The following is a 24573-nucleotide window of genomic DNA, read 5'->3' as shown; positions in this document are numbered from 1 at the left end:
ACAGAAAAATCAGCGGGGCGGGACGAGGCCTTCTCCGCTCATCCAGGCGAGCAGACGCTCCACCCCGGTGGCGGTGTCGACCAGGGGGCGATAGCCCAGCAAACGCTCGGCCCGGGCGTGGGAAAACCAGTGCGACCTGGCCAACTGCAGGGCCAGGAAGCGGGTCATGCCGGGCTCCTGCGGGCTTTTGGCCAGCGTGTACGCCAGCTCCAGCACAGCGCCCACGCCGTAGGCCAGCGGCAGCGGCACCCGGCGCGTCACCTGCGGTATGCGCAGGCGAAGGAGGAGCGCGTTGATCCACTGCCACAGATTGACCGGCTTCTCCTGACCGATGAAAAAGGCCTGGCCCGCTGCCGTGGCGCTGGTGAGCAGGTTCTGGCCCGCCAGCAGATGCGCGTACACCGCGTTGTCGATATAGGTGATGTCCACCATATTGCTGCCCCTGCCGACCACGGCCAGCTTCCCGGCCCGGGCCCGCGCCGCCAGCCGCGGAATGAGGTTGCGGTCGCCCGGGCCCCAGACCAGATGGGGCCGGATGGCCGCAGTCTTCAGGCTTGCCCCGTTGGCCGCAAGTACCGCCTGTTCCGCGGGAATCTTGCTGGCCGCATAGGCGCAGAGCGGCTGGGTGGCATAGGCTTGCTCTTCGTCCGCTCCGGCAAGGTCCTTCCGGTCAAAGACCACAGACGGGGTCGAGGTATGCACCAGCACCGGCACGCCCTCCCGCCGGCAGGCGGCAAGCACGTTCTTGCTGCCCTGCAGGTTGATGGCCATGTATTCGGCCCTGGGTCCCCAGATGCCGGCCCTGGCCGCCACGTGGAAGACGCAGCCAACGCCTCCCGCGGCCTTTTGCAGCGCTGCCGCGTCCCGAATGTCCGCCTGCAGGCAGCTCGCGCCCAGGGCTGCCAGCTCCGGATAGGCATGGCGGCCCAGCACGGTGACCTTTGCCCCTATCCGCAGCAGGGCCCGCACCAGGGCCGCGCCGATAAAACCGCCGCCCCCGGTCACCAGAATGTTCTCCCTGGCCAGTGCCGGAAAGCTGGTCTGCCAGTCCATGTCCTGCTCCTGCCTGTGCACCTGATCCCTCCCCTGGCGGTCAAAGCCCTGCCCGGTTCTGGCCGCTCTGCCGTCCATGCGGATCACTCCGCTTTCCGGAAAGACCTGCCTCCGAAACCCGCTGCGCAGCCCAGAGCGCCAGCTTTTCCCTGAAGATTTTGGCATTGTGGCGGATGTCCACCGGAAAGCCGGGATGCAGCAGCACCTGGTGGATCTCCCTGGTCAGCGGGTTGGCCCGGGCCAGTTGCAGGAGCTGTTCGCACAGCCCGACCGGCACATGGCCCTGGTCCTGCAGTTCCACAATGATGACCGGTTCCTGCGCACCGGGCCGCCCCAGGCCCACGAGCGCCGAGCGCCGGACCGCCGGATGTTCGTTGAAGATGGCCTCGCAGCAGACCGAATACATGGGGCCATGCGCCGTGAGCACCCGGTGGGCCTTGCGGCCGCAGAACCAGAGCCGGCCCTGTTCGTCCAGATAGCCCATGTCGCCCATGCGGTGCCAGAGGGTGCCGTCCGGATCTGCAATCTTGGCGAGCCGGGTCTCTTCCGGCCTGTGGTCATAGGCCGGGGTCACCACCGGGCCGTGCACCACGATTTCACCGATTTCACCCGGCGGCAGGAGTTCGGCCTCGGCAAGGCTGGCCAGCCCGCCGTCGCCTGGCCGCATGATGCGCAGGCTCATGCCCGGCACCGCCCGGCCCACGCAGTAGCCGCGGCCTTTCCGGGTTTCGGCCCAGGTTTCGTTCACCACTTCCCGGGCCTCGATGCAGGCCGTGGGCAGGGTCTCGGTCGCGCCGTAGGGGGTGAAGATGCGGGCATCCTCCGGCAGAATCCGCTGCATGTCGGCCAGCAGTTCGCCGGAAACCGGGGCCCCGGCCATGAGCACGGTGTGCAGCGGCAGTTTGATACCCTGCCGCAGGCAGTAGCGGCTGACCACCCGCCAGATGGCCGGCGAGCCAAAGGAATAGTTCACCTGTTCGGCAAGAATGCTGGCCGTGAATTTTTTGGGATTGACCTGTGCGGGCCGGGTCGGGTCCATGTCGGGCAGCACCGCCCGGGCGCCCAGCGCGGTCGAGAACAGGCCGAAGAGGGTGAAGCCCGGCTGGTCGGTATCGCTGGCGCCAATGCCGAAATAGTCGTGGATGAGCTGAAGCTGAGTGTGGAAGATGCCGTGGGTGTAGTGCACGCCCTTGGGCGGCCCGGTCGATCCGGTGGTGAAGATGATGGCCGCCAGATCATCCGCTTTGGCGGCAAAGACCGGCGGCGCGGCGGCTTTTGCATGTTCGTCTGCGCTCTCCAGGCTGTGGCTGCCCGGCACCCGGCCGGAAACCGTGATGCGGAGCCTGAGCGCGGCAAAGGTTCGGGGAAAGAGGCGGCTGAAGCAGATGGCGCGGCGGATGCCCACGAGCGCCTCGGGCTCGACGCTTTTGATGCAGCGCAGGAGATTCCGCCAGCCCATGCCGGGATCGATCAGAATGATGATCGCGCCCAGGCGGAAGAGGGCAAAGGTCAGGGCCACGAAGTCGATGGAGGGCATGAGCATGAGCATGACCCGCTGGCCCCGGCGGATACCGCAGGCGTCCAGCCGCCCCGCGAAGTCCTGGCTGCGGGCCGCCAATCGGGCGAAGGTGCAGCGCCGCCACCTGCGGCCAAAGCGGCCCTCTCGGGCGACCAGCGCCACGGCCTCGGGTTTCGCCTGGGCCGCCTGGACCAGAACCTCTGCAATATTGCACCCTGCGCTCTTCATGCCTGTTTCCTCAAGTTGCGGGAACAAAAATCGTCGATGAGCGGAAAAATCTCCGCCCCCGCGTCTTCAAAGAGATAGTGCCCGGCTTCTGGAAACCAGTGGGCCTCGGCATGGGGAAAGCGGCGGCGCCACTCCTCGTAGAAATCCCGGCCAAAGCAGAAATCGCGGCCGCCCCAGGCGAGCAGGAGCGGCTTGTCGGCAAGCGTGGGCAGCGCCGCTTCGATGGCCACAAGGGTGGCCCAGCTGGGATGGGCGGGCTGCATGGGAATATCCTGCACAAAGCGCAGAATCGCCACCCGCCTGGCCCAGGAATCGTAGGGCGCGGCAAAGCCGGCGGCAATTTCCGGCCGCATCCGCCGGCGCACCGCCATGAGGGTGGCCGCCTGAACAAAGGCATTCAGGCCGCGCACGGCCAGGGGACCCAGGAGTGGCAGGCGGCAGAGGGCAATACGGCGCGGTATCTGCCCGGAGCGGAAGGCCGCGGTGTTGCAGACCACCATCGCGGCCACCCGCCCGGGATGCCGCACCGCCCAGCCCATGCCGATGGCCCCGCCCCAGTCGTGGACGACGAGGCCGCAGCGCCCGATGCCCAGAGCAGCCAGCAGTGCCTCCAGATTGTCGATGTGCATGGCGAGCCGGTAGGAGGCTGCCTGCGGTTTGTCGGAAAACCCGCAGCCCAGATGATCCGGCACGATGCAACGAAAGCGCCCGCGCAGGCGCGCGACCAGATTCCGGAACAGGTAGGACCAGCTCGGGTTGCCGTGGAGCATGACCAGAACCGGCGCCGCCCTATCCTCCTCCGGTCCTTCATCCAGATAGGCGAGGCGATGCGCGCCGATGTCGGCGAAATGGGGCTGGTAGGGAAATTCGGCAAGCTGTGGATCGGGATTCACCATTCCACTCCCAGCATGAGCGAGTTGATGCCCGAGCCGATGCCCAACAGGGCGGCCCGCTGGCCGGGCAGCAGTTGGCCGGCCTCGATGCCGCAGGCCATGGTGAGCGGTGCGGACACCGAGCCGACATTGCCCAGGATGGGCAGGGTCTCGAAATTTCTGGCCGGGTCAAGCTGCAGGGCGGCAAAGAGCCGCGCCGCATGGGCCCGGCCCACCTGATGGCAGAAAAAGCGCTGGATGCTGTCCGCTGTCCAGCCCAGCTCCGCGGAAAACTGCCGCCAGCAGGCGGCTGCGGTTTCTATGCCGTGCACCAGCAGCTCCTCGGAATCCGTGGACATGAGGGTGCCCTGTTCCGAACTGCCGCCCTGGCAGAGGTGGTTCCAACCGCTGTTGGCCCGGTAGGCGCCGCCGCAGAGTCGGTGGCCGCTGTCGGCAAAATCCTTTCGCGTCATGACCAGCGCCACGGCCCCGGAACCGATGGTGAGCGAGGCGAAGAGCGGCTTGATGCTCCTGCGGCTGAGGCTCGGGTCGCCAAGCATGCGGCGCAGGGTGGAGGCCAGCAGATCTTCGGCGGTCTCCCCCGCCACCACCAGCCCGGCCTGTATCTGGCCCAGCTCCAGCATGTTGGCCACCAGCATCATGCCGTTCAGGAAGCCCAGGCAGGCGTTCGAGAGGTCGAAAATCTGGCAGGCAGCGGGCAGGCCCAGGCGGCGGTGCACAAAGGAGGCCGTGGCCGGCTCCATCATGTCGCGGCTGACTGAGCTGAAGATCAGAGCGCCGATAGCCGCGCGGTCAAGGCCGGAGCGAACCAGCGCCTCTTCGCCCGCCAGAGAGGCCGCCTCGCTGGGCCGCGTGCCCTCCGGCCAGAAGCGCCGGGTCCTGATGCCGGTCATCAGCTCCAGCCGGCCGGCCGGGAGTTTCAGGCGGCTGTAGAGCGGCGCCAGTTCGGCTTCGATCTCCTCCGAACTCAGCACCCTGGGCGGCAGGGCCAGACCAAAGCTGTGCAGACAGACCTTCTGGTAGTGCATCAGCAAGACCGCCTGTCGGTGTCCGGACGGCCCTGGGCGCTGGCCTTGGGCTCTTCCCCATCGTCGTCAGGCAGGCTGAAGGTATTGGCCCAGCCGATCAGGAGCGCCGCCAGGGCCAGATCATCCATCACGCCGAGGACCGGCAGCCATTCAGGAAGGAGATCCCAGGGCGAGATGCAGTATAAAAGCCCCAGGGCCAGTACCAGCTTGACCGGGAGCGGTGTGCTTCTGGCCAGAAAAATCCGTTTGCTGTGCCTGAGCATCGCCCAGAAACGGAGCAGAAAGTCGGCCGGTTTTGTCGCCTTCATGATTGTTCCTCGCGCACAAGGGGGCACACACAACCGCATGCCGGAGAGCTGACGCTGGTTTGTCACCCGGCCTTCAGCGGTTCGCGCCGTTTACGATTTCCCGGTCAAAGTAATTCATTCCCATGCCGGCGTCCACCACCAAACACTGGCCGGTGATGCCGGAGGAGCGGGGGGAGAGGAGAAAGGCCGCTGCATTGGCCGCCTCCATGGTACTGAGGGCCCGCTTGCGCAGGGTGGCCTTTTCGGCAAAGAGATAGCTGTCGATATAGCCGGGAATGCCGGCAGAGGCCGAGGTTTTGAGGAGCCCCGGGCAGACCGCGTTGAAGCGGACCTCCGAAAAGCCGGAAAAGCTCTTGGCCAGAAAGCAGAGCGAGGATTCCAGGGCGGCCTTGATGGGGGCCATGTAGCCGTAGTTCTCCGCAGCCATGCGGGTGGTGGAAATGGAGATGGTGAGCACGGAAGCCGTCGGCGCCAGCAGGTCCCTGAAGTGGTTGGCAATAGAGATGAACGAGAAGCAGGAAATATCCATGGCCTGCAGAAAGTCGGCCTTGGCCGTGGCGTGAAAGGGCCTGATGCCGCCCGCGTAGTTGGCAAAGGCGATGGCATGCGCCAGGCCGTCAATGCGGCTGCCGTTCAGGACCGCCGCAATTTCGTCCCGCACGCGCAGGATGTTGGCCTCCTCCGCCACATCGCAGCAGAAGACCAGGCTTTCGGGGAAGAGCCTGCGGGCTGTTGCCGCCCGCTCTTCGCTGCGCACCACCTGAATCAGCCGTGCTCCGGCCAGAGTCAGTACCTGGGCAATGGCGCAGGCCACGGATTTTTTGTTGGCCAGGCCGAAGACCACCACATATTTGCCGGAAAGTTCGAGAAAATCCATAATCGTTGTTTGTGGGTTCGCTGAATGGACGGGCGGCCCCCAGGCCACGGGTTGTCCCTGCTGCGCGGCACTGCCGGTTGCCGCAGGCGTGCCCCGGATCCGAAGTGCAGAAAATTGGGCTCCAGGGACATGGCGGGCTCCTGCTGGATTGTTGGCGCCTGACGCTGCCAACTCCCAGCATCCCGCCCTGCCCTTTTCCGGATTTCAGGCTTTCTGCGCCTGCATCCAGGCCTCATCCAAACGCCGCTTGAGATAGAGAAGCTGCCCATCATCAGCCTGCTCCATATCAAAGCATATGGCGTCTTCCCCCAGGAGCCCCCCGGGCACACTGTCGCCCCGGCCATCCGGATCGCTCACCAGATCCTGATAGAAACAGACGGAAAGCCAGCGAGGCGTATCTTCAATCACGTCCACCATCACAAAAAGCTCGCGCTTTTTCTGGGCTGGGTTGCTGGCCCTGAGCGAATAGGTGATCCCAGGCCGGGGCACAAAATTCAGGACCGCGCCCAGGCCTTCCAGATGTTCCTTCAGAGCCAGAAAGGCGGCCCGGTTGCCTTCGGCCGTAGCCTCCCAGGAAGCCAGAAAATCGTCCAATTCCTTCATGATGTGCTCCTCCTGCATGGGTTGATGTTGAGAGCGGGCGGCCCGCTCCCGTTTTTTCATCCGGCATCTGTGCAGCGCATGCGTCTTTGCGGGGCCAGGATGCAAACAACGGCTTTGATCCGAAGTGTTTTCTCCAACCGTTCCCGAACGGGCGGATATCGCCTTCAATACCCCTGGCCCACGCGCTCGCGGGCCAGGGCCAGCGTCCGGGCCCCTTTTTCCCGCGCCTTTTCCGCACCCTGCCGCAGCAGGTCCCGGATATGCTCCGGGTTGGCCAACAGCTCCTTTTTCCGCTCTCGCGCCGGGGCAAAGCGGGCGTTGATCAGCTCGAAGAGTTCCTGTTTCAGATAACCATAGGCCGCGCCGCCATGCATATACAGGTCGTGAATCTCCTGCAGGCGTTCCGGCGCGGCAAAGAGTTTCAGGAGCGCGTACAGATTGCAGGTGTCCGGATTCTTGGGTTCTGCCACCGGAGTAGCGTCGGTCTGGATGAGCATCACCCGTTTCCGGAGCGTCTTTTCATCCGCGAAAATCGGGATGGTGTTGTCATAGGACTTGGACATCTTCTGGCCGTCCAGGCCAGGCACAATGGCCGTGCTTGCGTTGATTTCGCCATCCGGCAGCATGAAGGTTTCGCCAAAGGTGCTGTTAAAGGATCCGGCGATGTCACGGGCCACCTCGATGTGCTGTTTCTGATCCCTGCCCACTGGCACCAAATGGGGTTGATACAGCAAAATGTCCGCTGCCATCAAAACCGGGTAGGCAAAAAGGCCGTGGCTGGCCGGGATTTTTTTGGCCACCTTGTCCTTGTAGGAGTGGCAGCGCTCCAGCAGCCCCATCGGTGTGACCACGGAGAGCAACCAGGCCAGTTCGCAGACTTCGGGCACATCCGATTGCACCCAAAAGATGCAGCGTTCGGGATCAAGCCCCAAAGCGAGAAAATTGGCCGCAGCCTCCAGCGTGCCCTGGGCGAGCCGCTCCTTGTCCTGCACCGAGGTCATGGCGTGCAGGTTGGCGATGAAAACGTAGAGTTCGGACGAAGCCATGTGCCTCAGCATCGGCTCCATCATCCCGAAATAATTGCCAATATGGAGCTGACCCGACGGCTGGATGCCGGAAAGAATACGTTGCATGCAAGTCCCCTTTTGAAAAGACAAAAAGGGGAGCGTGGATTGCTCCACACTCCCCGAGCACATATCATCCCAACGGCTTACTTCACTTCTTCAAAGTCGGCGTCAACGACATCGTCGTCATCCTTGCCCTTCTTGGCAGCGGCGCCATCCTGCCGCTGCGAAGCGCCCGCGCCGCCAGCCCCGCCCTGCTGCTGTTGCGAGGCCTGGGCATACATCATCTCGGCCAGCTTGTGGGAAGCCTGGGTCAGGGCCTCGGTCGCGCTCTTGATGGCCGCGGTGTCCTCGCCCGCCATGGCCTTCTTCAGCTTCTCGATCTCGCCCTCCACATTGGCCTTGGTGGCGGCATCGACCTTGTCGCCCAGCTCCTGCAGGCTCTTTGTGGTCATATGAATCATGGAGTCGGCGTTGTTCCTGGCGTCGATCAGCTCCTTCTTCTTCCGGTCCTCGTCGGCGTGCAGCTCGGCGTCCTTCTTCATGCGCTCGATCTCGGCTTCCGACAAGCCAGAGGAAGCGGTAATCCTGATGGACTGCTCCTTGCCCGTACCCAGATCCTTGGCCGAGACCGACAGGATGCCGTTCGCATCCAGATCAAAGGTCACCTCGATCTGCGGCACGCCGCGGGGGGCCGGCGGAATGTCGGCCAGATCGAAACGGCCGATGCTCTTGTTGTCCCCTGCCATCTCCCGCTCGCCCTGGAGCACATGGATGGAGACAGCCGGCTGATTGTCGGCCGCGGTGGAAAAGACCTGACTCTTCTTGGTCGGCACCGTGGTGTTCTTGTCTATCAGCCTGGTCATGACCCCGCCCAGGGTCTCAATGCCCAGAGACAGCGGGGTCACATCCAGCAGCAGCACGTCCTTCACATCGCCCTTCAGCACGCCGCCCTGAATGGCCGCACCCATGGCCACGACCTCGTCCGGGTTGACGCCGCGATGCGGCTCCTTGCCGAAAATGGCCTTGACCTTGTCCTGCACCTTGGGCATGCGGGTCATGCCGCCCACCAGAATGACCTCGTTGATATCGGCAGCGGACAGGCCGGCGTCCTGCAGCGCGGTACGGCAGGGGCCTTCGCAGCGGTCGATCAGGTCATCGACCAGATCTTCCAGCTTGGCGCGGTTCAGCTTCAGGTTCAGGTGCTTGGGGCCGCTCGCGTCGGCGGTGATGAAGGGCAGATTGATGTCCGTCTCCTTGGCCGTGGACAGTTCCTTCTTGGCCTTTTCCGCCTCTTCCTTCAGACGCTGCAGGGCCATCTTGTCGTTTCGGAGGTCAATGCCGTTCTCGCGCTTGAACTCGTCGGCCAGCCAGTTGACGATACGCATGTCGAAGTCTTCGCCGCCCAGGAAGGTATCGCCGTTCGTGGACTTGACCTCGAACACGCCGTCGCCGATCTCCAGAATGGAAATATCAAAGGTGCCGCCGCCCAGGTCAAAGACCGCGATTTTCTCCTCGCCCTTCTTGTCCAGACCATAGGCCAGGGAAGCGGCGGTCGGCTCGTTGATGATGCGCTGCACGTTCAAACCGGCGATCTTGCCGGCATCCTTGGTGGCCTGACGCTGGGCGTCGTTGAAGTAGGCCGGCACGGTGACAACCGCCTCGGTGACCGTGTCGCCCAGATACTCCTCGGCGGTCTGCTTCATCTTGCCCAGAATCATGGCCGAGATTTCGGCCGCCGAATAGGTCTTGCCCTCCACCCGGACCACCGCATCGCCGTTCGGCCCTTCCACAATCTCAAAGGGGCTGACTTCAACGGACTTGCGCACCTCCGGGTCGGTGAACTTGCGGCCGATCAGACGTTTGATGGCAAACAGGGTGCGGGACGGGTTGGTCACGGCCTGACGTTTGGCCACCTGGCCAACCAGCCGCTCGCCGCTGTCGGTAAAGGCCACGATCGAAGGGGTGGTGCGGTTGCCTTCACTGTTCTCGATCACCTTGGGCTCGCCGCCCTCCATAATGGCCACGCAGGAGTTGGTGGTTCCCAAATCAATGCCAATAATCTTGCCCATGCTCGTTCTCTCCTTGTTGTCAGTAATATGAATGTATCGTTACAAAACGTTGTTCCGTTCAGGCCGCCGGGCCGCTCGAAACCACCACCTGCGCATGGCGCAGCATACGATCCTTGAAGCGGTAACCCTTCGCGTACTCGGTCAGCACATGGTTGGCCGGGACCTCACTGTCGGCGGTCATGCTCAGGGCATCCTGCTCTTCCGGGTTGAAGGGCTGGCCCAGGCACTCGACCGGCTCCACGCCATAGCGTTTGAGGGCTGCCAAAAGACTCTTGTGGGTCAACTCCACACCTTCCATCAGGCCCCTGAGCTGATCTTCCTTTTTGCCCTGCTCCAGCGCCCGTTCCAGATTGTCCACAGTGGGCAGCATGTCGCGCAGGATGTTCTCGCCCGCATATTTGACAAGCTTGTCCTGCTCGTTTTTCATACGCTTCTTGTAGTTGTCGAATTCGGCAGCCAGGCGCATGAGCTGTTCCTTTACCGTGGCCAGTTCCTCTGCGAGCGCCTCTTCCTGGCTGGCTGGCGCTTCGGCCCCGGTTTCCAGACTGTCTTCCGGCTGGGCGGCGTCCTCCGTTGCAGCGCCTGCCACCCGCTCCTCCTCTACCGGAGCGGTATCGGGAGCCGCACTCTGCCGCTGTTTTTCATTCTCCACCTTCACCCTCTTGCTTCTGTGTCTTCTCGTCATGGGATGACCTGCAAAAAAATGCCTGCGGCCGTTTGCAAAACCCCGCAGATCGCTCAAATCTGCGGCAATGATAAGGACGCCGTTTTGCGGTGTCAACAGGCCGGCCGGGGAAAACACGGCTTCCGGACGGGCCGGAAAAAACAGGACTGCAGGCGCTGAGAATCCTTGACAGGAAACAAAAACGGCCGCGGGGCCAGCTTCCCGCTGCCCCGCTCACAACCATTTCTTTCTCATATACGGAAAATCTTTCATTGCCGGGGAAAGACAACAGCAAATCGCACGAGGGCTATTTGGGCGTTATAATCCTGATCCCCTTGTCAAATATGATATCCCCTTCAAACAGGGTGACTGTTACCGTGTTGTACTTTTCGACAAGCGCCTCGATGCCCTCTTGTTGCAGAAGCTGCAGGGCCTTTGCGGCATCTTCATCTCCCTGGGCCGCCGACTTGCCAAGCCATTCTGCCGCAAGCCGGCTGTCTTGCGCTACCCCCTTGCCCAGCGCGTACAGCATGCCCAAAGCATACTGGGCTTTGGCCTCGCCCTGCCCCGCTGCCTTGCCCCACCAACTGGCAGCCTGCCCGTAATCGCGCTCAACGCCCTGACCAAGAGCATACAGGGCTCCCAAGCCACGCTGGGCAGTTACATCTCCCTGCTCCGCCGCCTTGCGCCACCACTGCGCCGCCTGGGCATAGTCCTTGTCTACACCCCGGCCGTAACAGTACATCATCCCCATTACCTGTTGGGCCTCCACAAAATCCTGCGCTGCAGCCTTGCCTGCCCACTGTGCTGCCTGAGCATAATCTCGAGCCACACCCAGACCATAGTAATACATGCCGCCCAGTGTGTACTGGGCTTCGGCCAGTCCTTGCCCGGCTGCCTTTTGAAACCACTCCAGCGCGCGGACATCATCCTTGGGGACAGCCTCGCCATTGTGGTACATAAATCCAATATTGTACTGAGCCTTGGCATGGCCCTGTTCCGCTGCCTTCTGGAACCAGTACACGGCCTTTTGCTTGTCCTGTTCAAGGTCTTCGCCGTAGTAATAGAGCTGCCCCAGACAGAGCTGCGCTGTGGCAAAACCCTGCTCTGCCGCCTTCCGATACCAGTACGCCGCCCTGGCCTCGTCCTGGGCGATTCCAATGCCTTGTTCGTAACACACGCCTAGCGCACCCTGCGCGGCAGCATGTCCCTGCTCCGCCGCCTTTTGAAACCAGTACACGGCCTTTTGCTTGTCCTGTTCAATCCCCTCGCCATTGTAATAAAGCACTCCCAAACAGTGCTGTGCAAAGCGAGAACCCTGCTCTGCCGCCTTCTGATACCAGTGCGCCGCCTTAGCCTTGTCTTGGGCGATTCCAATGCCGTCTTCGTAATACATACCCAGTGCGGCCTGTGCCCTGGCGTGGCCCTGTTTCGCCGCCTTGTGGCACCATTCAAAGGCCTGCCTGTCATCCTGGGCAAGGCCCTTGCCTTTGAAATATGCCATGCATAGGCCATACTGCGCCGTCGCATCCCCCTGTTCCGCCTTCTGCCGCAGGGCAGCCACATCAGCGGCCGCAGAGGCTGATACCGACAAAGCAAAAAACAGGGTCAGCGCAATGGCGCCCGCCTTTATCCCGCGCACTATGGGCAGCGCTACAGCATGCCGCCAGCCATCTATGAACAGGCGCCTATGCATGACCATGCTCCTTAAAGGCTGAGTCGAAACTTTGGAGAATGAGCGCTTTGAACAGCAGTGCACGGCAGGGCTTTTGGCGCTGGCCGCGGATCTTCCCGGTTTTTGCCGGGGCGGCCCTCAAAGCGGCCGGAACGGCTCCCAATTGGTGGCCCAAGGGTAAGCCGCCCTGGATTCAGGGCACGGTAAAGGTTCGGTGATCCCGGGCCGCACAGCCTGCACTGCCGCAAAAAGGCAGCCCCTCACGACACCCGCCTTTTCTTTCTGCTGATGCTCATTTGCCCGCTTCCCGGGCTGTTTTGCCGGGAACTGCCCGAGTTGGCGCGGCGTCTCCGCTCTGCACGCCATCGCCGGCTCCTTCGCTCTGTCCGGCTGCATCCGCCTTGGCCGGCTGGTCCGGGATGCTGACGCTTGCCGGATCAAAGCCGTCAGGGGAGAGCAACCGGCCCCTTATCTCGATTTTCCGGCCATCATTCGCCGCACTTTCCAGAGTCGCGCGCAGGGGCGAGTCTGCAGACAAATCGGAAAGGTGGGCCACGTAGAGACAGCTCGACTGGCTGGCGCCCTTCACGCTGACCGGGCTGCAGATGCCCCAGCCGTCACCGTCGAGGTCGTTCATGCGGGAGACCGTGCCGGAAACGGCGACCGGCTTGCTCCCGTTCGCCGCCTGCTGCGCGAAGGCCTCCATCTTGAACACCCGCACCTTGGTCACCAGGGCATACTTCTGCGCCGGGTCGAGATGCTGCGCCATGATGTTGCCAACCGCGCTGTCCCGCACCTTGCCCAGCCAGTAGCGCTGCGAATCGCGCAGGGCGGCCATCTGGGCGGGCGTGCCTTTCTGCTTCACCGCATCCCAGGCCGCATTCATGGCATCATACGCCTTCCGGTATTCCGAAGAACTGCTGTAAAAGGTCTGGGCATCACTGTCCGACAGGGCGAGGGCCGAGGCGGCGGGCAAAAGAAGCGCCAGTGCCGTCAGAACAGGGCATGTAAGGTGGAAAATCTGCTGCATGGTGGCCTCCGGTCATTCGATTTCAGGGGTTCTGGACCCCCTTGTATGCGTCAACCCGTTTCTTTTACCAGATTGCGCCGGCTTGAGGGGGAAAATTTTGTGCTTTGGAGCACAGACCATTGGGCCACGACTTGCATTTCTTGTTTTTTTACGGCATACCAATCATGAACTTCTTTTGAAAACATCATGGCAGGATTGCTTTGAATCATACGGAAACAAAGGCAGGGGAGCAGGGGCTCCTGCGCCTTCTGCCCAGTGTCCGGCTCTGCCTGCAATTTCTGGCAGGCAGCCCCGATACCGGCGCGATCCCGCCAGCCCGGCTCGCGCATGCCAGCCGGCTTTTTCTGGATGGGCTCCGGGAACAGGTGCAGGCCGGCAGAACGGATATTCTCAGCCGGGAACAGGTACTCTCCGAGCTGCAGGTTTTTGTGCGGACCTATCACCGGCCGAGCCTCAGGCGGGTGATCAACGGCACGGGGGTCATCATCCACACCAATATGGGCCGCTCGCCGCTTGCGCCGGCCATTGCGGAGGAGCTGGCCCGGCTGGCGGCCGGCTATGCCAATCTGGAGCTGGATCTGGAGACCGGCAGGCGCGGCCTGCGCTACAGCCATGTGGCCGGCATTCTGCAAGAAATCACCGGCGCCGAAGCGGCCCTGGTGGTCAACAACAATGCGGCGGCCGTGCTGCTGGCCCTGGACACGCTGGCCAGAAACCGGGAAGTCGTGGTGTCCCGCGGACAACTGGTGGAAATCGGCGGGTCCTTCCGCATTCCGGATGTCATGGCCAAAAGCGGCGCCCGGCTGGTGGAAGTGGGCACCACCAACCGAACCCATGCCGCCGACTACGAAGCGGCCATCGGCCCGGATACCGCGCTGCTGCTCAAGGTGCATACCAGCAATTACCGCATCCTGGGCTTCACGAGCGAAGTGCCGCTGCCCGATCTGGTGGCTCTGGGTCACAAACACGGCATTCCGGTGCTGGAGGACCTGGGTTCGGGCTGTCTGGTGGATTTAAGCCGTCTCGGCCTGCAACCCGAACCAAGCGTGCAGGAGGCGCTGGCCGCCGGCCTTGACCTGGCCTGTTTCAGCGGCGACAAGCTTTTGGGGGGGCCGCAGGCCGGCATCCTTGTGGGCCGGGTCGCCCTCATTGAACAGATCCGCCGGAATCCGCTCACCAGGGCGCTTCGCATCGACAAACTGACCCTGGCCGCGCTGGAAGCCGTGCTCCGGCTCTACCTGGATGAACAAAGCGCCCTGGCCGAAATCCCGACGCTCAGGATGCTGGCCGAGCCGGAGGCTTCGGTCAGAAAGCGGGCGCAGCATTTTCTGGACGCCGCGCCAGCGGCCCTGAGCGCGGCCTGTCAACTGGAACTTTGCGCCATGCAGGCGCAGGCCGGGGGCGGCTCCCTGCCTGCACAGCATCTGCCCAGTTGGGGCCTTGCGCTTCGCCCCAAAAGCATGAGCGCCCAGGAGCTGGAACTGCGTCTGCGCCGGACGCCGGTGCCTGTTATCGGCCGCATGGAGCATGATGCCCTTTATCTGGATATGCGCACCATTGCGCAGGAAGAAGAACCTCTGCTTGCACACAGTCTGCAACACGCCCTGGCACTGCCATGATCACCCACACGAACAAGGTCGCCGTCCTGCCCGATCCGGACATTCCGGAGCTTTTACGGCCCGAAGATTTCCAGCTTCTGGCCCGTCCCTTTCTCAAGGCCATTGCCTTTCTGTTCCCGCCCAGCCTCGAACTCGATTTCCTGCCCGCAGACGCCCCGCCGCAGGAGGCGGATGACAGTCATTTCTGTCTGCTCCTGCCCCTGCAAGCGGAGGGCAGGGAGGAGCCGCTCGCCACGCTCCGGCTGCAGACAGCGGATAAAAAGCTGGTGAAGATGCTCAAGGACGACTGGCTGCTGGCACAGGCCGCCTCCGTGGTGCACATCCTCACGCACCTCAGGCCGGCCTTTGTTGATGCCCAGACCGGGCTCTATAATCTGCATGCCCTGAACTGCACTTTGGCAAACGGTGCCATGTTCTTTCTCGTGCAAATGGGCGGCATGCGCAGGAATCTCAGTGAGAGCCTGCAGAGCTGTGAGGAATGCGCCCGCCTGCTGCGGCAGCATGCGGACGGGGCGCTTTTCTCCTGCGGCTACGGCCTGTTCGGGGTGCTGAAAAAAGGGGAGGAGAACGAAAGCGGCCCGGGTTCCGCCCGCCGGGGCGCGCGTCTGCTGCAGCGGCGGCTCAGGCAGGAGGGGCTTCGTCGTGTGCAGATCGTGTACCTGGATGCGGCACGGGCCAGGAGCATTATCGCGGAAAGCGGCCTGGGCGGTTTTCAGGAGTGCCTCACGAGTGCGGACAGGCAGGGGCCCTTTGGCCTGATCTGCGGTTCCGGCCCGATCGAGCGCCGCACCCGCCGTTTTCGTCTGGCTGACAATGAAGTGTTCCACCACCTGCAGCGCAAGTGGCAGGGGCAGCGCAGCTTTGCCATTGCCATCTTCCGTCTGGCCATCGCACCGGAGGGGCCAAGCTACGTCTGGGTTTCGCAGGTGGAACTCAAAAAGAATATTCCGGTGCTCTGGATGGACGACGAGCGGACCCTGGTCTGCTTCTTCCCGGGCATGGCGCCGGCGGAGGTGGCGGACAGGGCGGAGCAGATCCGGACCGCCCTGCACGAAGAACTCCCCGATGTCCCCATTGCCGTCGGCATCGCGGGCTATCCCTGCCTCGACTACCCCAAAAGGGCGACCCCGGCCAACTGTTTCAAGGCCCTGCTGCACGCCTCTCTGCTGGGGCCGGGTCAGCTCGTCCTTTTCGACCATCTGACCCTGAATGTCAGCGGCGATTCCTTTTTCGAGGAAGGCGACTACCATCAGGCCATTCAGGAGTACCGGCGGGGCCTCAGGCTGAAAGCGGACGATGTCAACCTCCTGAACAGCCTGGGGGTGACGCTTGGGGCCTATGGGCAGGAAACGCAGGCAGCGGAGTGCTTTCGCCGGCTGCTGGCACTGGACGCCAACAACCACATGGCCCTGGCGAATCTGGGTTATATTCTCCTGCGTAAGGGGAAAAACGCCGAGGCGCTGGCCAAGCTGGAACTGGCCCGGACCGTCTTCCCGGCCAGCGAGCCCCTGCCCCGGGAACTCCTCAAGTCGCTGGTGCAACTGTATCTGGAGCGGCAACGTGAGGATCTGGCCCTGGAAGTGCTGGAGGACTGGGACAAGCTAAGGGCGGACAGCGGCGATGACGATGCCCTGTACCACCGCCAGCTCGGGCTGGCCCTCAAGGGCGCGGGGCAAAACGGCAAGGCCATCAGGGCCTTTGAGCAGGCCATGAAACTGGCGCCGCAGGATGCCATTGCCCTGGCCCATCTGGGCGCACTCTATCGCCTGCACGGCGAAGGCCCGGAGCTGGGTCTGCACTTCTGCCAGCAGGCGGTGCGTCTCAAATGGGACGATGCCGAGCTCTGGCATATTCTGGGCGACTGCTATCTGGACTGTGGCAGCCTGGATGCCGCCACCCGCGCCGCGAGGCAGTGTCTGCGGCTCGATCCGGCCAATGCCCGGGGCATGTGGCTGGCCGCGCAGATCAACGTGCAAAAAAAGAATCCCAGCCAGGCACGCTACTGGTTGAACCGGATTAGAAAATTGCATACAATCACCTGGGAATTCAGGGAAAGCATTGCCCGCGCGCTGGCCGGTCTGCCCAGCACGAAGTCCGGCAGGAAATCCGCGCCGGCCAAAAGGGCAGGCTCCAGGAAAACGGGACAATAGATCTTCAGGAGAAGACAAGGTATGGCTCAGATTGACGCTTTTTTCAAACTCATGAACGATGAGGGCGCTTCCGACTTGCACATGATGGCCGGGCAACAGCCTGTGCTGCGCATCCGTGGCGAAATGGAGCGTGTCAAATTCCGTGTGCTGGACAACGACGGCCTCAAGAATTTGCTGTACGAAGTCTGCCCTGAAGACAAAATCAAAATCTTCGAAGAATCCGGGGACATGGACTTTGGTTATGAAATCCCAGGTCTGGCCCGCTACCGTTGCAACTTCTTTCAGCAGAAAAACGGTATCGGCGCCGTATTCCGCGAAATTCCCAGTACCATTCTCAACTGCGAACAACTGGGCCTGCCCAAGGTCATCGCCCGGCTGGCCCAACTGCCGAAAGGTCTGGTCCTGGTCACCGGACCAACGGGTTCGGGCAAATCAACGACCCTGGCCGCCATTATCGACGAGTGCAACCGCACGCGCAAACACCATATCATCACGATTGAAGACCCCATCGAGTTTGTGCACAAGAGTCAGAGCTGCATCATCAATCACCGCGAACTCGGCACCCACACCAAAAGTTTCACCGCCGCCCTGCGCGGCGCCCTCCGTGAAGACCCGGACATCATTCTGGTCGGCGAAATGCGTGACCTGGAGACCATTTCACTGGCCATGGAGGCCAGCATGACCGGTCATCTGGTGTTCAGCACCCTGCACACCATGAACGCCATGAAGACGGTTGACCGCGTCATCGAAATCTTTCCGGCCGACCAGCAGGGGCAGGTGCGCTCCACCCTTTCCGACGCGCTCAAGGCCGTGGTCTCGCAAACACTCTTCAAGCGGGTCGATGTCAAGGGTCGCGTGGCGGCGCTGGAAATCCTCATCTGCACCCCGGCCGTGCGCAACCTGATCCGCGAATCCAAAACCTACCAGATTCTCTCCGCCATGCAGACCGGTAAAAAGTACGGCATGCAGACTCTGGACGACGCCATCGAGGAACTGTTAAGCAGACATCAGATCAGCGCCGAGGACGCGTACACGAACTGCAACGACAAACCGCGCTTCCTGAAGTACCTGCGCCGCCAGCCGGCCGATTTCACGGAAATCTGAACCCTTGCGCCCGTTGCCCAACGGATAAGGCACCGGACTTCGAATCCGGCTATTGGGGGTTCGATTCCCTCCGGGCGCGCCATGCAAGACAGGGGGCAGACCACAGGGTCTGCCCCCCTTTTTTTCGGATGCTGCTCACCTGGCCCCATGGCCACCCCGTCCACCCCATTGCCAGCAAGAGCAATACCCTGGCCCCGGGCATGTGCCGGAAATCGGGGGATGTTTTTTTCAGGGATCTGAGGCGATAGAGAGCGGATCAGGCAGCGCCCCTGGGCCTGGCCGCAACGAGGCGGCCCGTGACCCTTCGGGAGACCTCAGGTGCGGTGCCCTGCGCCGTGCCGGGTTTACAGCGCCTGCAGCAGATAGCGCAGGGCCGTAAAGCAGAGCACCAGGACCAGCATGACCTTGATGACAGCGGCCGGCACGAATTTCTGGCAGCGCGCGCCCGCGTACATGCCGCACATGCCGCCCAGGCCGATCAGGAGCCCCAGCCGCCAGTCGGGGGCCACGGCGATGCCCGCATGGAAGGGGGCGAGCATCCAGTAGCAGGCCACGCCGGCAAAGGAGGTCAGGGCGGTGGCGCACAGGGTGGCGCCGGCCACCACGTATACCGGCAGCCCGAACAGCGACACCAGAAAGGGCGACATGATGGCCCCGCCGCCAATCCCGTAAATGCCGCCCACCAGGCCTACAATCAGGCTGAGCAGCAAAAGGCTGCGTGTGGAGAGGGCAAAATCCCGCTCCTGAAAGCGCAGCCGGATTTCCCGGCCGTTCCAGACAAGGGTCTGGCAGCCGCCCACCCAAGTGTCTGCGGTTCTTCTGCCGCTCCGCCGCCCCAGCGCAGCGCGCTCCTGCCAGACGCTCACGGCCAGGCGCAGACCGATGTAGAGCAGCACCAGTCCGGCAAAGATTTTGAAATGTCCGGGATCGGGCAGGAGATAGATGCGCACGAAGGCGCCGACCAGAACGCCGGGCAGGGTGCCGGCTGCGATCGTGCCCGCGAGCGGCCAGACCAGCCGGCCCTCCCGCCGGTAGCGCCAGATGCCGGACGGCGTGGCGATAAGGTTGTAGAACTGGTTGGTGGCGCTCACGCTGGGGTTGACGTAGCCCAGCACACTCATCTGGAAGGGCAGCAGCAAAAAGGCGCCGCTGATGCCGCCCATGCTGGTGAAGAAGGAAAGGCCTGCGGCCACGGCAAAGGGCACAAGCGGGTGGCATGCAATGCCTGCGGTGGGAAAGTACATGGGCTCACCTGTATATGCATTTCGCTCTGGAAAGAAACCGTCGCACAATGACCCGTTTTTTTACAGCGCCCGGGCCAGATAGCGCAGGGCGGTCAGGAGCATGATCAGGGCCAGCATGGTCTTGAGCGCCGCCTGGGGGACGAATTTCTGGCAGCGCGACCCGAAGTACATGCCGCACATGCCGCCCAGGCCCATCAACAGGCCCAGCTTCCAGTCCGGCGTCACGGCCAGGTCTGGGGAGAGGGGCGCCAGCAGGGCATAAAAACCCACCGCGGCCAGCGAAGTGAGGGCTGTGGCAAAGAGCGTCGCGCCGGCCGCCACGTAAATGGGCAGGCCAAACAAGGAGATGAGAAAGGTGGCAATGATGCCGCCGCCCCCAATGCCGTAAACGCCGCCAACGAGGCCTACGCTCAGGCTCAGCAGCCACAACCTGCGCGCGGTGACGGTGTAGGTCCGATGCTGAAACGAGAGGACGATTTCCCGGCTGCTCCGGCGCAGCACCTGGCAGACAAAGGGGGAGCCGGACCCAGGGCGCTGCCGCTGGCCTGCTGTCCGGCTGGGCAGGGCCGGCCGGCTTCGCCATGCGTCCCTGGCCAGCCTGCCGCCCATAGAGAGCAGGACCAGAGCGACAAATACCCTGAAATGGCCGGGATCGGGCAAAAGCCAGACCCGCACCACCGCCCCCAGAAACACGCCGGGCAGAGTGCCCGCCACAATCGCCGCCGCAAGCGGCCAGACCATCCGGCCCTCGCGCCAGTAGGTCCAGACCCCGGAAGGACAGGCCAGGACATTGAAAAACTGGTTGGTGGCGCTCACACTGGGGTTGACATAGCCCAGCACACTCATCTGAAAGGGCAGAAGCAGCAGCGCGCCCGTGATGCCGCCCATGCTGGTAAAAAAGGAAATGCCCAAAGAGACGAGAAAGGGCACAAGCGGGTTGCATGCAATGCCTGCGGTGGGAAAATACATAGTGCTGTTCCGGTTGGTGGCGGGCCGGGGGCTGGCTGTGCCGCCGCGCCGGGGCCAGGAAAAGAGAGAGCCGGCCGCCACGTCCGCTGCCGCCCAGAAGCCTGGCAGGCGCCCCCTGCCCCGGGCAACTGCCGGGGTCAGATGAGCGCTGAAGCGTTCAACAGGCCGTCAGCGGCGCTCATGCAACAGGAATGCGCCGGCTGCCGCCTGAGTCTGCCTATTGCTGCATGCCGCCCAGGCACAGATATTTGATTTCCAGATACTCGTCCAGGCCGTAACGGGAGCCTTCCCGGCCCAGACCGGACTGCTTCACCCCGCCAAAGGGGGCGGAGGCATTGGTCAGCACGGCCTCGTTGATGCCCACCATGCCGTATTCCAGCCCTTCGGCCACCCGCCAGATCCGGCCAATGTCGCGGGCATAGCAGTACGAGGCCAGGCCATAGGGCGTGTCGTTCGCCAGTTGGACAGCCTCGGCTTCGGTATCGAACACGATGAGCGGTGAAACCGGGCCGAAAATTTCGTTGACCGCAATCGGCATGTCATTGCTCACCCCCTTCAGGATGGTCGGTTCGTAGAAGGTGCCGCCCAGGGCATGGGGCCTGCCGCCGCACACCAGTGTGGCGCCGGCGGCCACCGACTGCCGCACCAGAGCATCCACATCCTGCAGCGCCTCTGTGCTGATCAGCGGCCCGATGTCCACGCCCGCCGCCGTGCCGGGGCCGACTTTCAGCGCCTTGACGGCTGCCGCGAGCCTGTCCGCAAAGGCGTCCTGCACGCTCCGCTGCACAAAAAAACGGTTGGCGCAGATGCAGGTCTGGCCGGCATTGCGGTATTTGCTTGCCATGGCGCCAGCCACCGCGGCATCCAGATCGGCGTCGTCAAAGACCAGAAAGGGCGCGTTGCCGCCCAGCTCCAGCGAGACACGCTTGACCGTGGAGGCGCACCGGGCCATGAGTTCCCTGCCCACTGCGGTGGAGCCGGTGAAGGAAAACTTGGCGACCCTGGGGCTCTCGGTGAAGAGCCGGCCAATGGCCTGGGAGGCGCTGCTGGGCACCACGTTGAAGACCCCTGCCGGAATGCCGGCCATGTCGGCCAGTTTGGCGAGCGCCAGCGCGGAAAGCGGCGTGGCCGAAGCCGGCCGCAGCACAAAGGTGCAACCCACGGCCAGAGCGGGCGCGGCCTTTCTCGTAATCATGGAACTCGGGAAATTCCACGGGGTCAGGGCCGCCACCACGCCCACCGGCTGCCTGATGACCACGATGCGCCTGTCTGTGCCGGGTGCGGGAATGGTCTCGCCGTACACCCGCTTGCCCTCTTCGGCAAACCACTCGACAAAGGCCCAGGCATTGGCCAGCTCCGCCCTGGCCTCGGCCAGAGGCTTGCCCTGTTCCGTGGTAATGATCAGGGCCAGATCCTCCTGGTGCTCGACGATCAGCTCGCACCAGCGGTGCAGCAGGCGGCAGCGTTCGGCAGCCGTGCGGTCGCGCCAGGCCGGAAAGGCGGCTGCAGCCGCTTCCAGGGCGGATTCGGCCAGGGGCACATCGGCATCGCCCACATCAGCCACCTTGCCGCCATCCGCCGGATTGTTCACGGCAAAGCTCCTGCCGCACTGCACCCAGCGTCCGTCAACATAGGGCTGGGTTCTCATCAATTCGGGAAACTGCAGATTCATGGCGAACCTTCCTGTGTAAAAAAATCGGGAACGCGCTTTCACGCCGCTCCGGCCGCTGTCCTGCCGGGGCCGCGCCCCGCTCAGCCTTCCCGCCCGGACCGGCCCAGCCGTTTGTAGTCTGCAAAACGCGCCAGCAGCGCTGTCACGCTCGCCTCCGGCAGCAGCGGCGGCTCAGCCGTGATCTGCAGGCTCTGGCCATAGACGCGGGCCAGAAACTCCACCTCGCAGGCCAAAGCCAGCGTCTGGTCCAGCGTGTCCGCATAGCAGACGAGGCCGTGATGCCCCAACAGCACGGCGCTCCGACCTGCAAGCCCGGCCACGGCCGCATCCGAAAGCGCCTGCGTGCCAAAGGGCTGATACGGCGTGCAGCGAATCGGACCGCCGGCCAGGGCCACCATGTAGTGCTGGGCCGGAATGCCCCGCTCCAGGCAGGCCAGGGTGCTGCACCAGGGCGCATGGGCATGGAGAATGCATTGCGCCTGCGGATAGGCCAGATAGATGTCCCGGTGCATCCGCCATTCGGAAGAGGGGCGGCGCGGGCCCGAACAGTTGCCGTCCCAGGCGAGTTCGACCATATCTTCCGGCGTACAGCGATGATACGGCAGGGCCGAGGGCGTGATCAGCATGGCATCCTGCAGCCGCAGGCTGACATTGCCGGAAGACCCCTGATTCAGGCCGCCCGCGTTCATGGCCCGGGCCGTCTCCAACAGCGCCCCACGGCTTTCGGCGGCATTCATACTTTTCTATTTTCTGACGTACTGGTTGCCGAAAGAGAATGCCTGTCTGCGATACCGCGCTATGTCCGCTCTGTGAAACGTCCATCTGGCTTCGGTATGCCGGATGACGGCCGGCATCATGTCCAGCCAAGCATCCGGAGTTTGCAGCGTGCTGAGTACCGTCACCGCGCCCTGTATGCGGTAATGCATGGGGATGACCACTTTCGGCTCCAGCCTGTCTATGAGCCCTGCGATATCTTCCGCCGTGAGAATGTGCTCCGAGCCGTCAATGGGCAGGATCAGGACATCGATACCTCTGAGGCGGCCCATGACGTACTCATCGGGTTCTGGACGGTTGTCGCCCCAGTGCGCGATGCGCATCCCGCCTGTTTCGACCACGATGATGCTGTTGTCCAGATGCATCGGATTTCCGGGAGGCGTGGGTATGCCGGACTCGGCAAAAACATCCGTCCAGCGGTACGATCCCTTGGCATGGAACATATGTTTGTCTCCGAGGCCCTCGATCTTCACGTCGCCTACGCTGAAGATCCCAACGGGACGCTCCAGGGTGACGGCTGCGTGGACGCGGTGCACGGCGTCATGGTCGAAATGGGCGTGGGTGGAAAGGACAATGTCCGCGTATATCTCTGGATATTCTTCCGGAAACCACTGTCCCCACGCCCCGGAGGGGTCATTCCGCCAAGGATCGATGACGATAGTCATGCCACCAGGACTGGTAATGCGGAAAGAAGAGTGGGCGAAATACTCAAGAGAGACCTGACCTTCTTTGCTCGAATCGCCGCCGCTTCGCTGAAAAGCTGTCATGCGGTTATTGTTTTCCGGAAAACTCCACGCGTTGGATCCCTCTCCCATATGGCCTCCTGAAAAAGGTTTACCCTGTGAATCAAGCTGCAAGTTGATGGAGTGTTTTCTCCTGAATGCCTTGGCACGTGAATCTGCCGTTCCAAGTGATTTGTTGCCTTCCCTATCCTGCCCTTTCAGGGAACAGCGCTGCCAGTCCGGCCCTGCTGGCCGGGCAGAGGCCGCGCTCGGTAATAAGGCCGGTCACGAGGCCTGCCGGGGTCACATCAAAGGCAGGATTGCAGGCCGGCGTTTCGTCCGGGGCAATCCGTACCCTGAGCACCCGGCCGTCCTCCGTCCTGCCCTGCACGCTCAGGAGCTCCGCCCCTGCCCGCTCTTCAATGGGAATCTCCCTGATCCCGTCGCTCAACCTCCAGTCCACCGTGGAACCGGGCAGGGCCGCGTAGAAAGGCACGCCGTTGGCCCGGGCGGCCAGGGCCTTCAGGTAGGTGCCGATTTTATTGCACACGTCGCCGCTCGCCGTGGTCCGATCACTGCCCACAATGCAGAGATCGACCTGACCGTGCTGCATGAGATGACCGCCTGCGTTGTCCGCCAGCAGATGGTGGGCAATGCCCGCCTTGGCCAGCTCCCAGGCGGTGAGCGAGGCGCCCTGATTGCGGGGCCGGGTCTCGTCCACCCACACGTGCAGGGGAATGCCGGCCTCTGCGGCGGCATAGACGGGCGCCAGGGCCGTGCCCCAGTCCACCGTGGCCAGCCAGCCCGCATTGCAGTGGGTGAGGATGTTGACCGGCGCTTTCCGGCCCTTTTTCTGCCAGATGGCCTTGATCAGCGCCAGGCCGTGGCGGCCGATGGCCGCGTTGGCGGCCACATCTTCCTCACAGATCCGGCCCACCTCGGCAAAGGCTGCGGCCGGCCGTTCCGCCGGAGCCAGGGGGGCAAGGCGGGCCTGCATCCGCTCCACGGCCCAGCGCAGATTCACGGCCGTGGGCCGGCAGGCGACGAGCGTGTCCGCAACCCTTGCCAGGTGCATGTCGTCCGCAGCCTCCCGCATACCCAGCCAGAAGCCGTAGGCCGCGGTGGCTCCGATAAGGGGCGCACCCCGCACGAGCATCTCCGCAATGGCCCGCGCCGCATCGGCCAGGGTCTCCAACCGGGCCACCACGAAGGCAAAGGGCAGTTTCGTCTGGTCAATAACGGCAACCGCCGTGCCGTCTGCAAGCGGCCAGATGCTGCGCCAGGCCTTGCCGTCCACCAGCATGG

Annotated in this window: 21 protein-coding genes and 1 tRNA gene; 4 read left to right on the top strand and 18 right to left on the bottom strand. The window is 63.3% G+C overall.

Features of this window, described 5'->3' with window-relative positions:
• Positions 1 to 9 precede the first annotated feature (9 nt).
• The 12 genes from CAY53_RS08420 to CAY53_RS08365 form a co-directional block, all read right to left on the bottom strand.
• Complete coding sequence (locus CAY53_RS08420) at positions 10 to 1131, bottom strand: NAD-dependent epimerase/dehydratase family protein (protein WP_245874786.1); 1122 nt, start codon at positions 1129 to 1131, stop codon at positions 10 to 12.
• Positions 1094 to 2800, bottom strand: coding sequence for a fatty acid CoA ligase family protein (locus CAY53_RS08415; protein ID WP_104936731.1), 1707 nt, complete (start codon positions 2798 to 2800; stop codon positions 1094 to 1096). Before CAY53_RS08415 ends, CAY53_RS08420 begins: the two co-directional genes overlap by 38 nt.
• The gene (locus tag CAY53_RS08410) at positions 2797 to 3696 is read right to left on the bottom strand and encodes an alpha/beta fold hydrolase (RefSeq protein ID WP_181040235.1); all 900 of its coding nucleotides are present in this window, start codon (positions 3694 to 3696) and stop codon (positions 2797 to 2799) included. The genes CAY53_RS08415 and CAY53_RS08410 overlap by 4 nt, the downstream gene beginning before the upstream one ends.
• Positions 3690 to 4721 (bottom strand): 3-oxoacyl-ACP synthase III, encoded by a 1032-nt coding sequence (locus CAY53_RS08405; RefSeq protein WP_104936730.1) that lies wholly within the window; start codon positions 4719 to 4721, stop codon positions 3690 to 3692. Before CAY53_RS08405 ends, CAY53_RS08410 begins: the two co-directional genes overlap by 7 nt.
• Positions 4721 to 5029 (bottom strand): YkvA family protein, encoded by a 309-nt coding sequence (locus CAY53_RS08400; protein ID WP_219842646.1) that lies wholly within the window; start codon positions 5027 to 5029, stop codon positions 4721 to 4723. The genes CAY53_RS08405 and CAY53_RS08400 overlap by 1 nt, the downstream gene beginning before the upstream one ends.
• Before the next feature lie 73 nt (positions 5030 to 5102).
• Complete coding sequence (locus tag CAY53_RS08395) at positions 5103 to 5906, bottom strand: enoyl-ACP reductase FabI (protein ID WP_104936729.1); 804 nt, start codon at positions 5904 to 5906, stop codon at positions 5103 to 5105.
• Positions 5907 to 6110: 204 nt separating this feature from the next.
• Positions 6111 to 6509, bottom strand: coding sequence for a hypothetical protein (locus CAY53_RS08390; RefSeq protein ID WP_104937503.1), 399 nt, complete (start codon positions 6507 to 6509; stop codon positions 6111 to 6113).
• A 164-nt stretch (positions 6510 to 6673) separates the two neighbouring features.
• A complete protein-coding gene (gene trpS, locus CAY53_RS08385; RefSeq protein ID WP_104936728.1) occupies positions 6674 to 7642 on the bottom strand; it encodes a tryptophan--tRNA ligase in 969 nt (322 codons plus the stop codon).
• 77 nt (positions 7643 to 7719) lie between these two features.
• Complete coding sequence (dnaK, locus tag CAY53_RS08380) at positions 7720 to 9645, bottom strand: molecular chaperone DnaK (protein ID WP_104936727.1); 1926 nt, start codon at positions 9643 to 9645, stop codon at positions 7720 to 7722.
• A 58-nt stretch (positions 9646 to 9703) separates the two neighbouring features.
• Entirely contained in the window at positions 9704 to 10330 is a 627-nt protein-coding gene (gene grpE, locus CAY53_RS08375; RefSeq protein WP_104937502.1) for a nucleotide exchange factor GrpE, read from the bottom strand.
• A 286-nt stretch (positions 10331 to 10616) separates the two neighbouring features.
• Positions 10617 to 12005 carry a tetratricopeptide repeat protein gene (locus CAY53_RS08370; protein WP_181040234.1) on the bottom strand — a complete coding sequence of 463 codons (1389 nt, stop codon included), beginning with the start codon at positions 12003 to 12005 and terminating at the stop codon, positions 10617 to 10619.
• A 271-nt stretch (positions 12006 to 12276) separates the two neighbouring features.
• The gene (locus CAY53_RS08365; protein ID WP_104936725.1) at positions 12277 to 13014 is read right to left on the bottom strand and encodes a lysozyme inhibitor LprI family protein; all 738 of its coding nucleotides are present in this window, start codon (positions 13012 to 13014) and stop codon (positions 12277 to 12279) included.
• A 200-nt stretch (positions 13015 to 13214) separates the two neighbouring features.
• On the opposite strand from CAY53_RS08365, the gene selA reads away from it, so the two are divergent.
• From selA to CAY53_RS08345, 4 genes are all read left to right on the top strand, one after another.
• The gene (selA, locus tag CAY53_RS08360) at positions 13215 to 14633 is read left to right on the top strand and encodes an L-seryl-tRNA(Sec) selenium transferase (RefSeq protein ID WP_104936724.1); all 1419 of its coding nucleotides are present in this window, start codon (positions 13215 to 13217) and stop codon (positions 14631 to 14633) included.
• Complete coding sequence (locus tag CAY53_RS08355; RefSeq protein WP_104936723.1) at positions 14630 to 16783, top strand: tetratricopeptide repeat protein; 2154 nt, start codon at positions 14630 to 14632, stop codon at positions 16781 to 16783. Before selA ends, CAY53_RS08355 begins: the two co-directional genes overlap by 4 nt.
• Positions 16784 to 16804: 21 nt before the next feature.
• Positions 16805 to 17887: a type IV pilus twitching motility protein PilT gene (locus CAY53_RS08350; protein WP_104936722.1), complete on the top strand. Its 1083-nt coding sequence runs from the start codon at positions 16805 to 16807 to the stop codon at positions 17885 to 17887.
• Positions 17888 to 17893: 6 nt separating this feature from the next.
• Positions 17894 to 17969 (top strand) — tRNA-Arg (locus CAY53_RS08345).
• A 262-nt stretch (positions 17970 to 18231) separates the two neighbouring features.
• Here CAY53_RS08345 and CAY53_RS08340 read toward each other — a convergent pair.
• The 6 genes from CAY53_RS08340 to mtnA form a co-directional block, all read right to left on the bottom strand.
• Positions 18232 to 19131 (bottom strand): sulfite exporter TauE/SafE family protein, encoded by a 900-nt coding sequence (locus tag CAY53_RS08340; RefSeq protein ID WP_104936721.1) that lies wholly within the window; start codon positions 19129 to 19131, stop codon positions 18232 to 18234.
• A gap of 60 nt (positions 19132 to 19191) precedes the next feature.
• The gene (locus CAY53_RS08335; protein WP_104936720.1) at positions 19192 to 20100 is read right to left on the bottom strand and encodes a sulfite exporter TauE/SafE family protein; all 909 of its coding nucleotides are present in this window, start codon (positions 20098 to 20100) and stop codon (positions 19192 to 19194) included.
• Between the two features lie 217 nt (positions 20101 to 20317).
• A complete protein-coding gene (locus CAY53_RS08330) occupies positions 20318 to 21772 on the bottom strand; it encodes an NAD-dependent succinate-semialdehyde dehydrogenase (RefSeq protein ID WP_104936719.1) in 1455 nt (484 codons plus the stop codon).
• An 80-nt stretch (positions 21773 to 21852) separates the two neighbouring features.
• Positions 21853 to 22509: a class II aldolase/adducin family protein gene (locus CAY53_RS08325; RefSeq protein WP_017865617.1), complete on the bottom strand. Its 657-nt coding sequence runs from the start codon at positions 22507 to 22509 to the stop codon at positions 21853 to 21855.
• Positions 22510 to 22515: 6 nt separating this feature from the next.
• Positions 22516 to 23361, bottom strand: a complete 846-nt coding sequence (locus CAY53_RS08320) for an MBL fold metallo-hydrolase (protein ID WP_104936718.1) — start codon at positions 23359 to 23361, stop codon at positions 22516 to 22518.
• Between the two features lie 112 nt (positions 23362 to 23473).
• A complete protein-coding gene (gene mtnA / locus CAY53_RS08315) occupies positions 23474 to 24571 on the bottom strand; it encodes an S-methyl-5-thioribose-1-phosphate isomerase (protein ID WP_104936717.1) in 1098 nt (365 codons plus the stop codon).
• Between the last annotated feature and the right edge of the window lie 2 nt (positions 24572 to 24573).

The organism is Desulfobulbus oralis (assembly GCF_002952055.1).
In the GTDB taxonomy this organism is placed as follows: domain Bacteria; phylum Desulfobacterota; class Desulfobulbia; order Desulfobulbales; family Desulfobulbaceae; genus Desulfobulbus; species Desulfobulbus oralis.
This window is presented reverse-complemented; position numbering and strand designations above follow the sequence as displayed.

What these genes read in the sequence shown, in the direction of transcription:
- CAY53_RS08355 (WP_104936723.1), top strand. Translation starts at nt 14,630, where the DNA reads ATGATCACCCACACGAACAAGGTCGCCGTCCTGCCCGATCCGGACATT.
- dnaK (WP_104936727.1), bottom strand. Translation starts at nt 9,645, where the DNA reads ATGGGCAAGATTATTGGCATTGATTTGGGAACCACCAACTCCTGCGTG.
- trpS (WP_104936728.1), bottom strand. Translation starts at nt 7,642, where the DNA reads ATGCAACGTATTCTTTCCGGCATCCAGCCGTCGGGTCAGCTCCATATT.
- CAY53_RS08390 (WP_104937503.1), bottom strand. Translation starts at nt 6,509, where the DNA reads ATGAAGGAATTGGACGATTTTCTGGCTTCCTGGGAGGCTACGGCCGAA.
- CAY53_RS08410 (WP_181040235.1), bottom strand. Translation starts at nt 3,696, where the DNA reads ATGGTGAATCCCGATCCACAGCTTGCCGAATTTCCCTACCAGCCCCAT.
- CAY53_RS08350 (WP_104936722.1), top strand. Translation starts at nt 16,805, where the DNA reads ATGGCTCAGATTGACGCTTTTTTCAAACTCATGAACGATGAGGGCGCT.
- CAY53_RS08420 (WP_245874786.1), bottom strand. Translation starts at nt 1,131, where the DNA reads ATGGACGGCAGAGCGGCCAGAACCGGGCAGGGCTTTGACCGCCAGGGG.
- CAY53_RS08320 (WP_104936718.1), bottom strand. Translation starts at nt 23,361, where the DNA reads ATGGGAGAGGGATCCAACGCGTGGAGTTTTCCGGAAAACAATAACCGC.
- CAY53_RS08335 (WP_104936720.1), bottom strand. Translation starts at nt 20,100, where the DNA reads ATGTATTTTCCCACCGCAGGCATTGCATGCAACCCGCTTGTGCCCTTT.
- CAY53_RS08415 (WP_104936731.1), bottom strand. Translation starts at nt 2,800, where the DNA reads ATGAAGAGCGCAGGGTGCAATATTGCAGAGGTTCTGGTCCAGGCGGCC.
- CAY53_RS08340 (WP_104936721.1), bottom strand. Translation starts at nt 19,131, where the DNA reads ATGTACTTTCCCACCGCAGGCATTGCATGCCACCCGCTTGTGCCCTTT.
- CAY53_RS08405 (WP_104936730.1), bottom strand. Translation starts at nt 4,721, where the DNA reads ATGCACTACCAGAAGGTCTGTCTGCACAGCTTTGGTCTGGCCCTGCCG.
- CAY53_RS08400 (WP_219842646.1), bottom strand. Translation starts at nt 5,029, where the DNA reads ATGAAGGCGACAAAACCGGCCGACTTTCTGCTCCGTTTCTGGGCGATG.
- CAY53_RS08370 (WP_181040234.1), bottom strand. Translation starts at nt 12,005, where the DNA reads ATGCATAGGCGCCTGTTCATAGATGGCTGGCGGCATGCTGTAGCGCTG.
- mtnA (WP_104936717.1), bottom strand. Translation starts at nt 24,571, where the DNA reads ATGCTGGTGGACGGCAAGGCCTGGCGCAGCATCTGGCCGCTTGCAGAC.
- grpE (WP_104937502.1), bottom strand. Translation starts at nt 10,330, where the DNA reads ATGACGAGAAGACACAGAAGCAAGAGGGTGAAGGTGGAGAATGAAAAA.
- CAY53_RS08395 (WP_104936729.1), bottom strand. Translation starts at nt 5,906, where the DNA reads ATGGATTTTCTCGAACTTTCCGGCAAATATGTGGTGGTCTTCGGCCTG.
- CAY53_RS08330 (WP_104936719.1), bottom strand. Translation starts at nt 21,772, where the DNA reads ATGAATCTGCAGTTTCCCGAATTGATGAGAACCCAGCCCTATGTTGAC.
- CAY53_RS08365 (WP_104936725.1), bottom strand. Translation starts at nt 13,014, where the DNA reads ATGCAGCAGATTTTCCACCTTACATGCCCTGTTCTGACGGCACTGGCG.
- CAY53_RS08325 (WP_017865617.1), bottom strand. Translation starts at nt 22,509, where the DNA reads ATGAATGCCGCCGAAAGCCGTGGGGCGCTGTTGGAGACGGCCCGGGCC.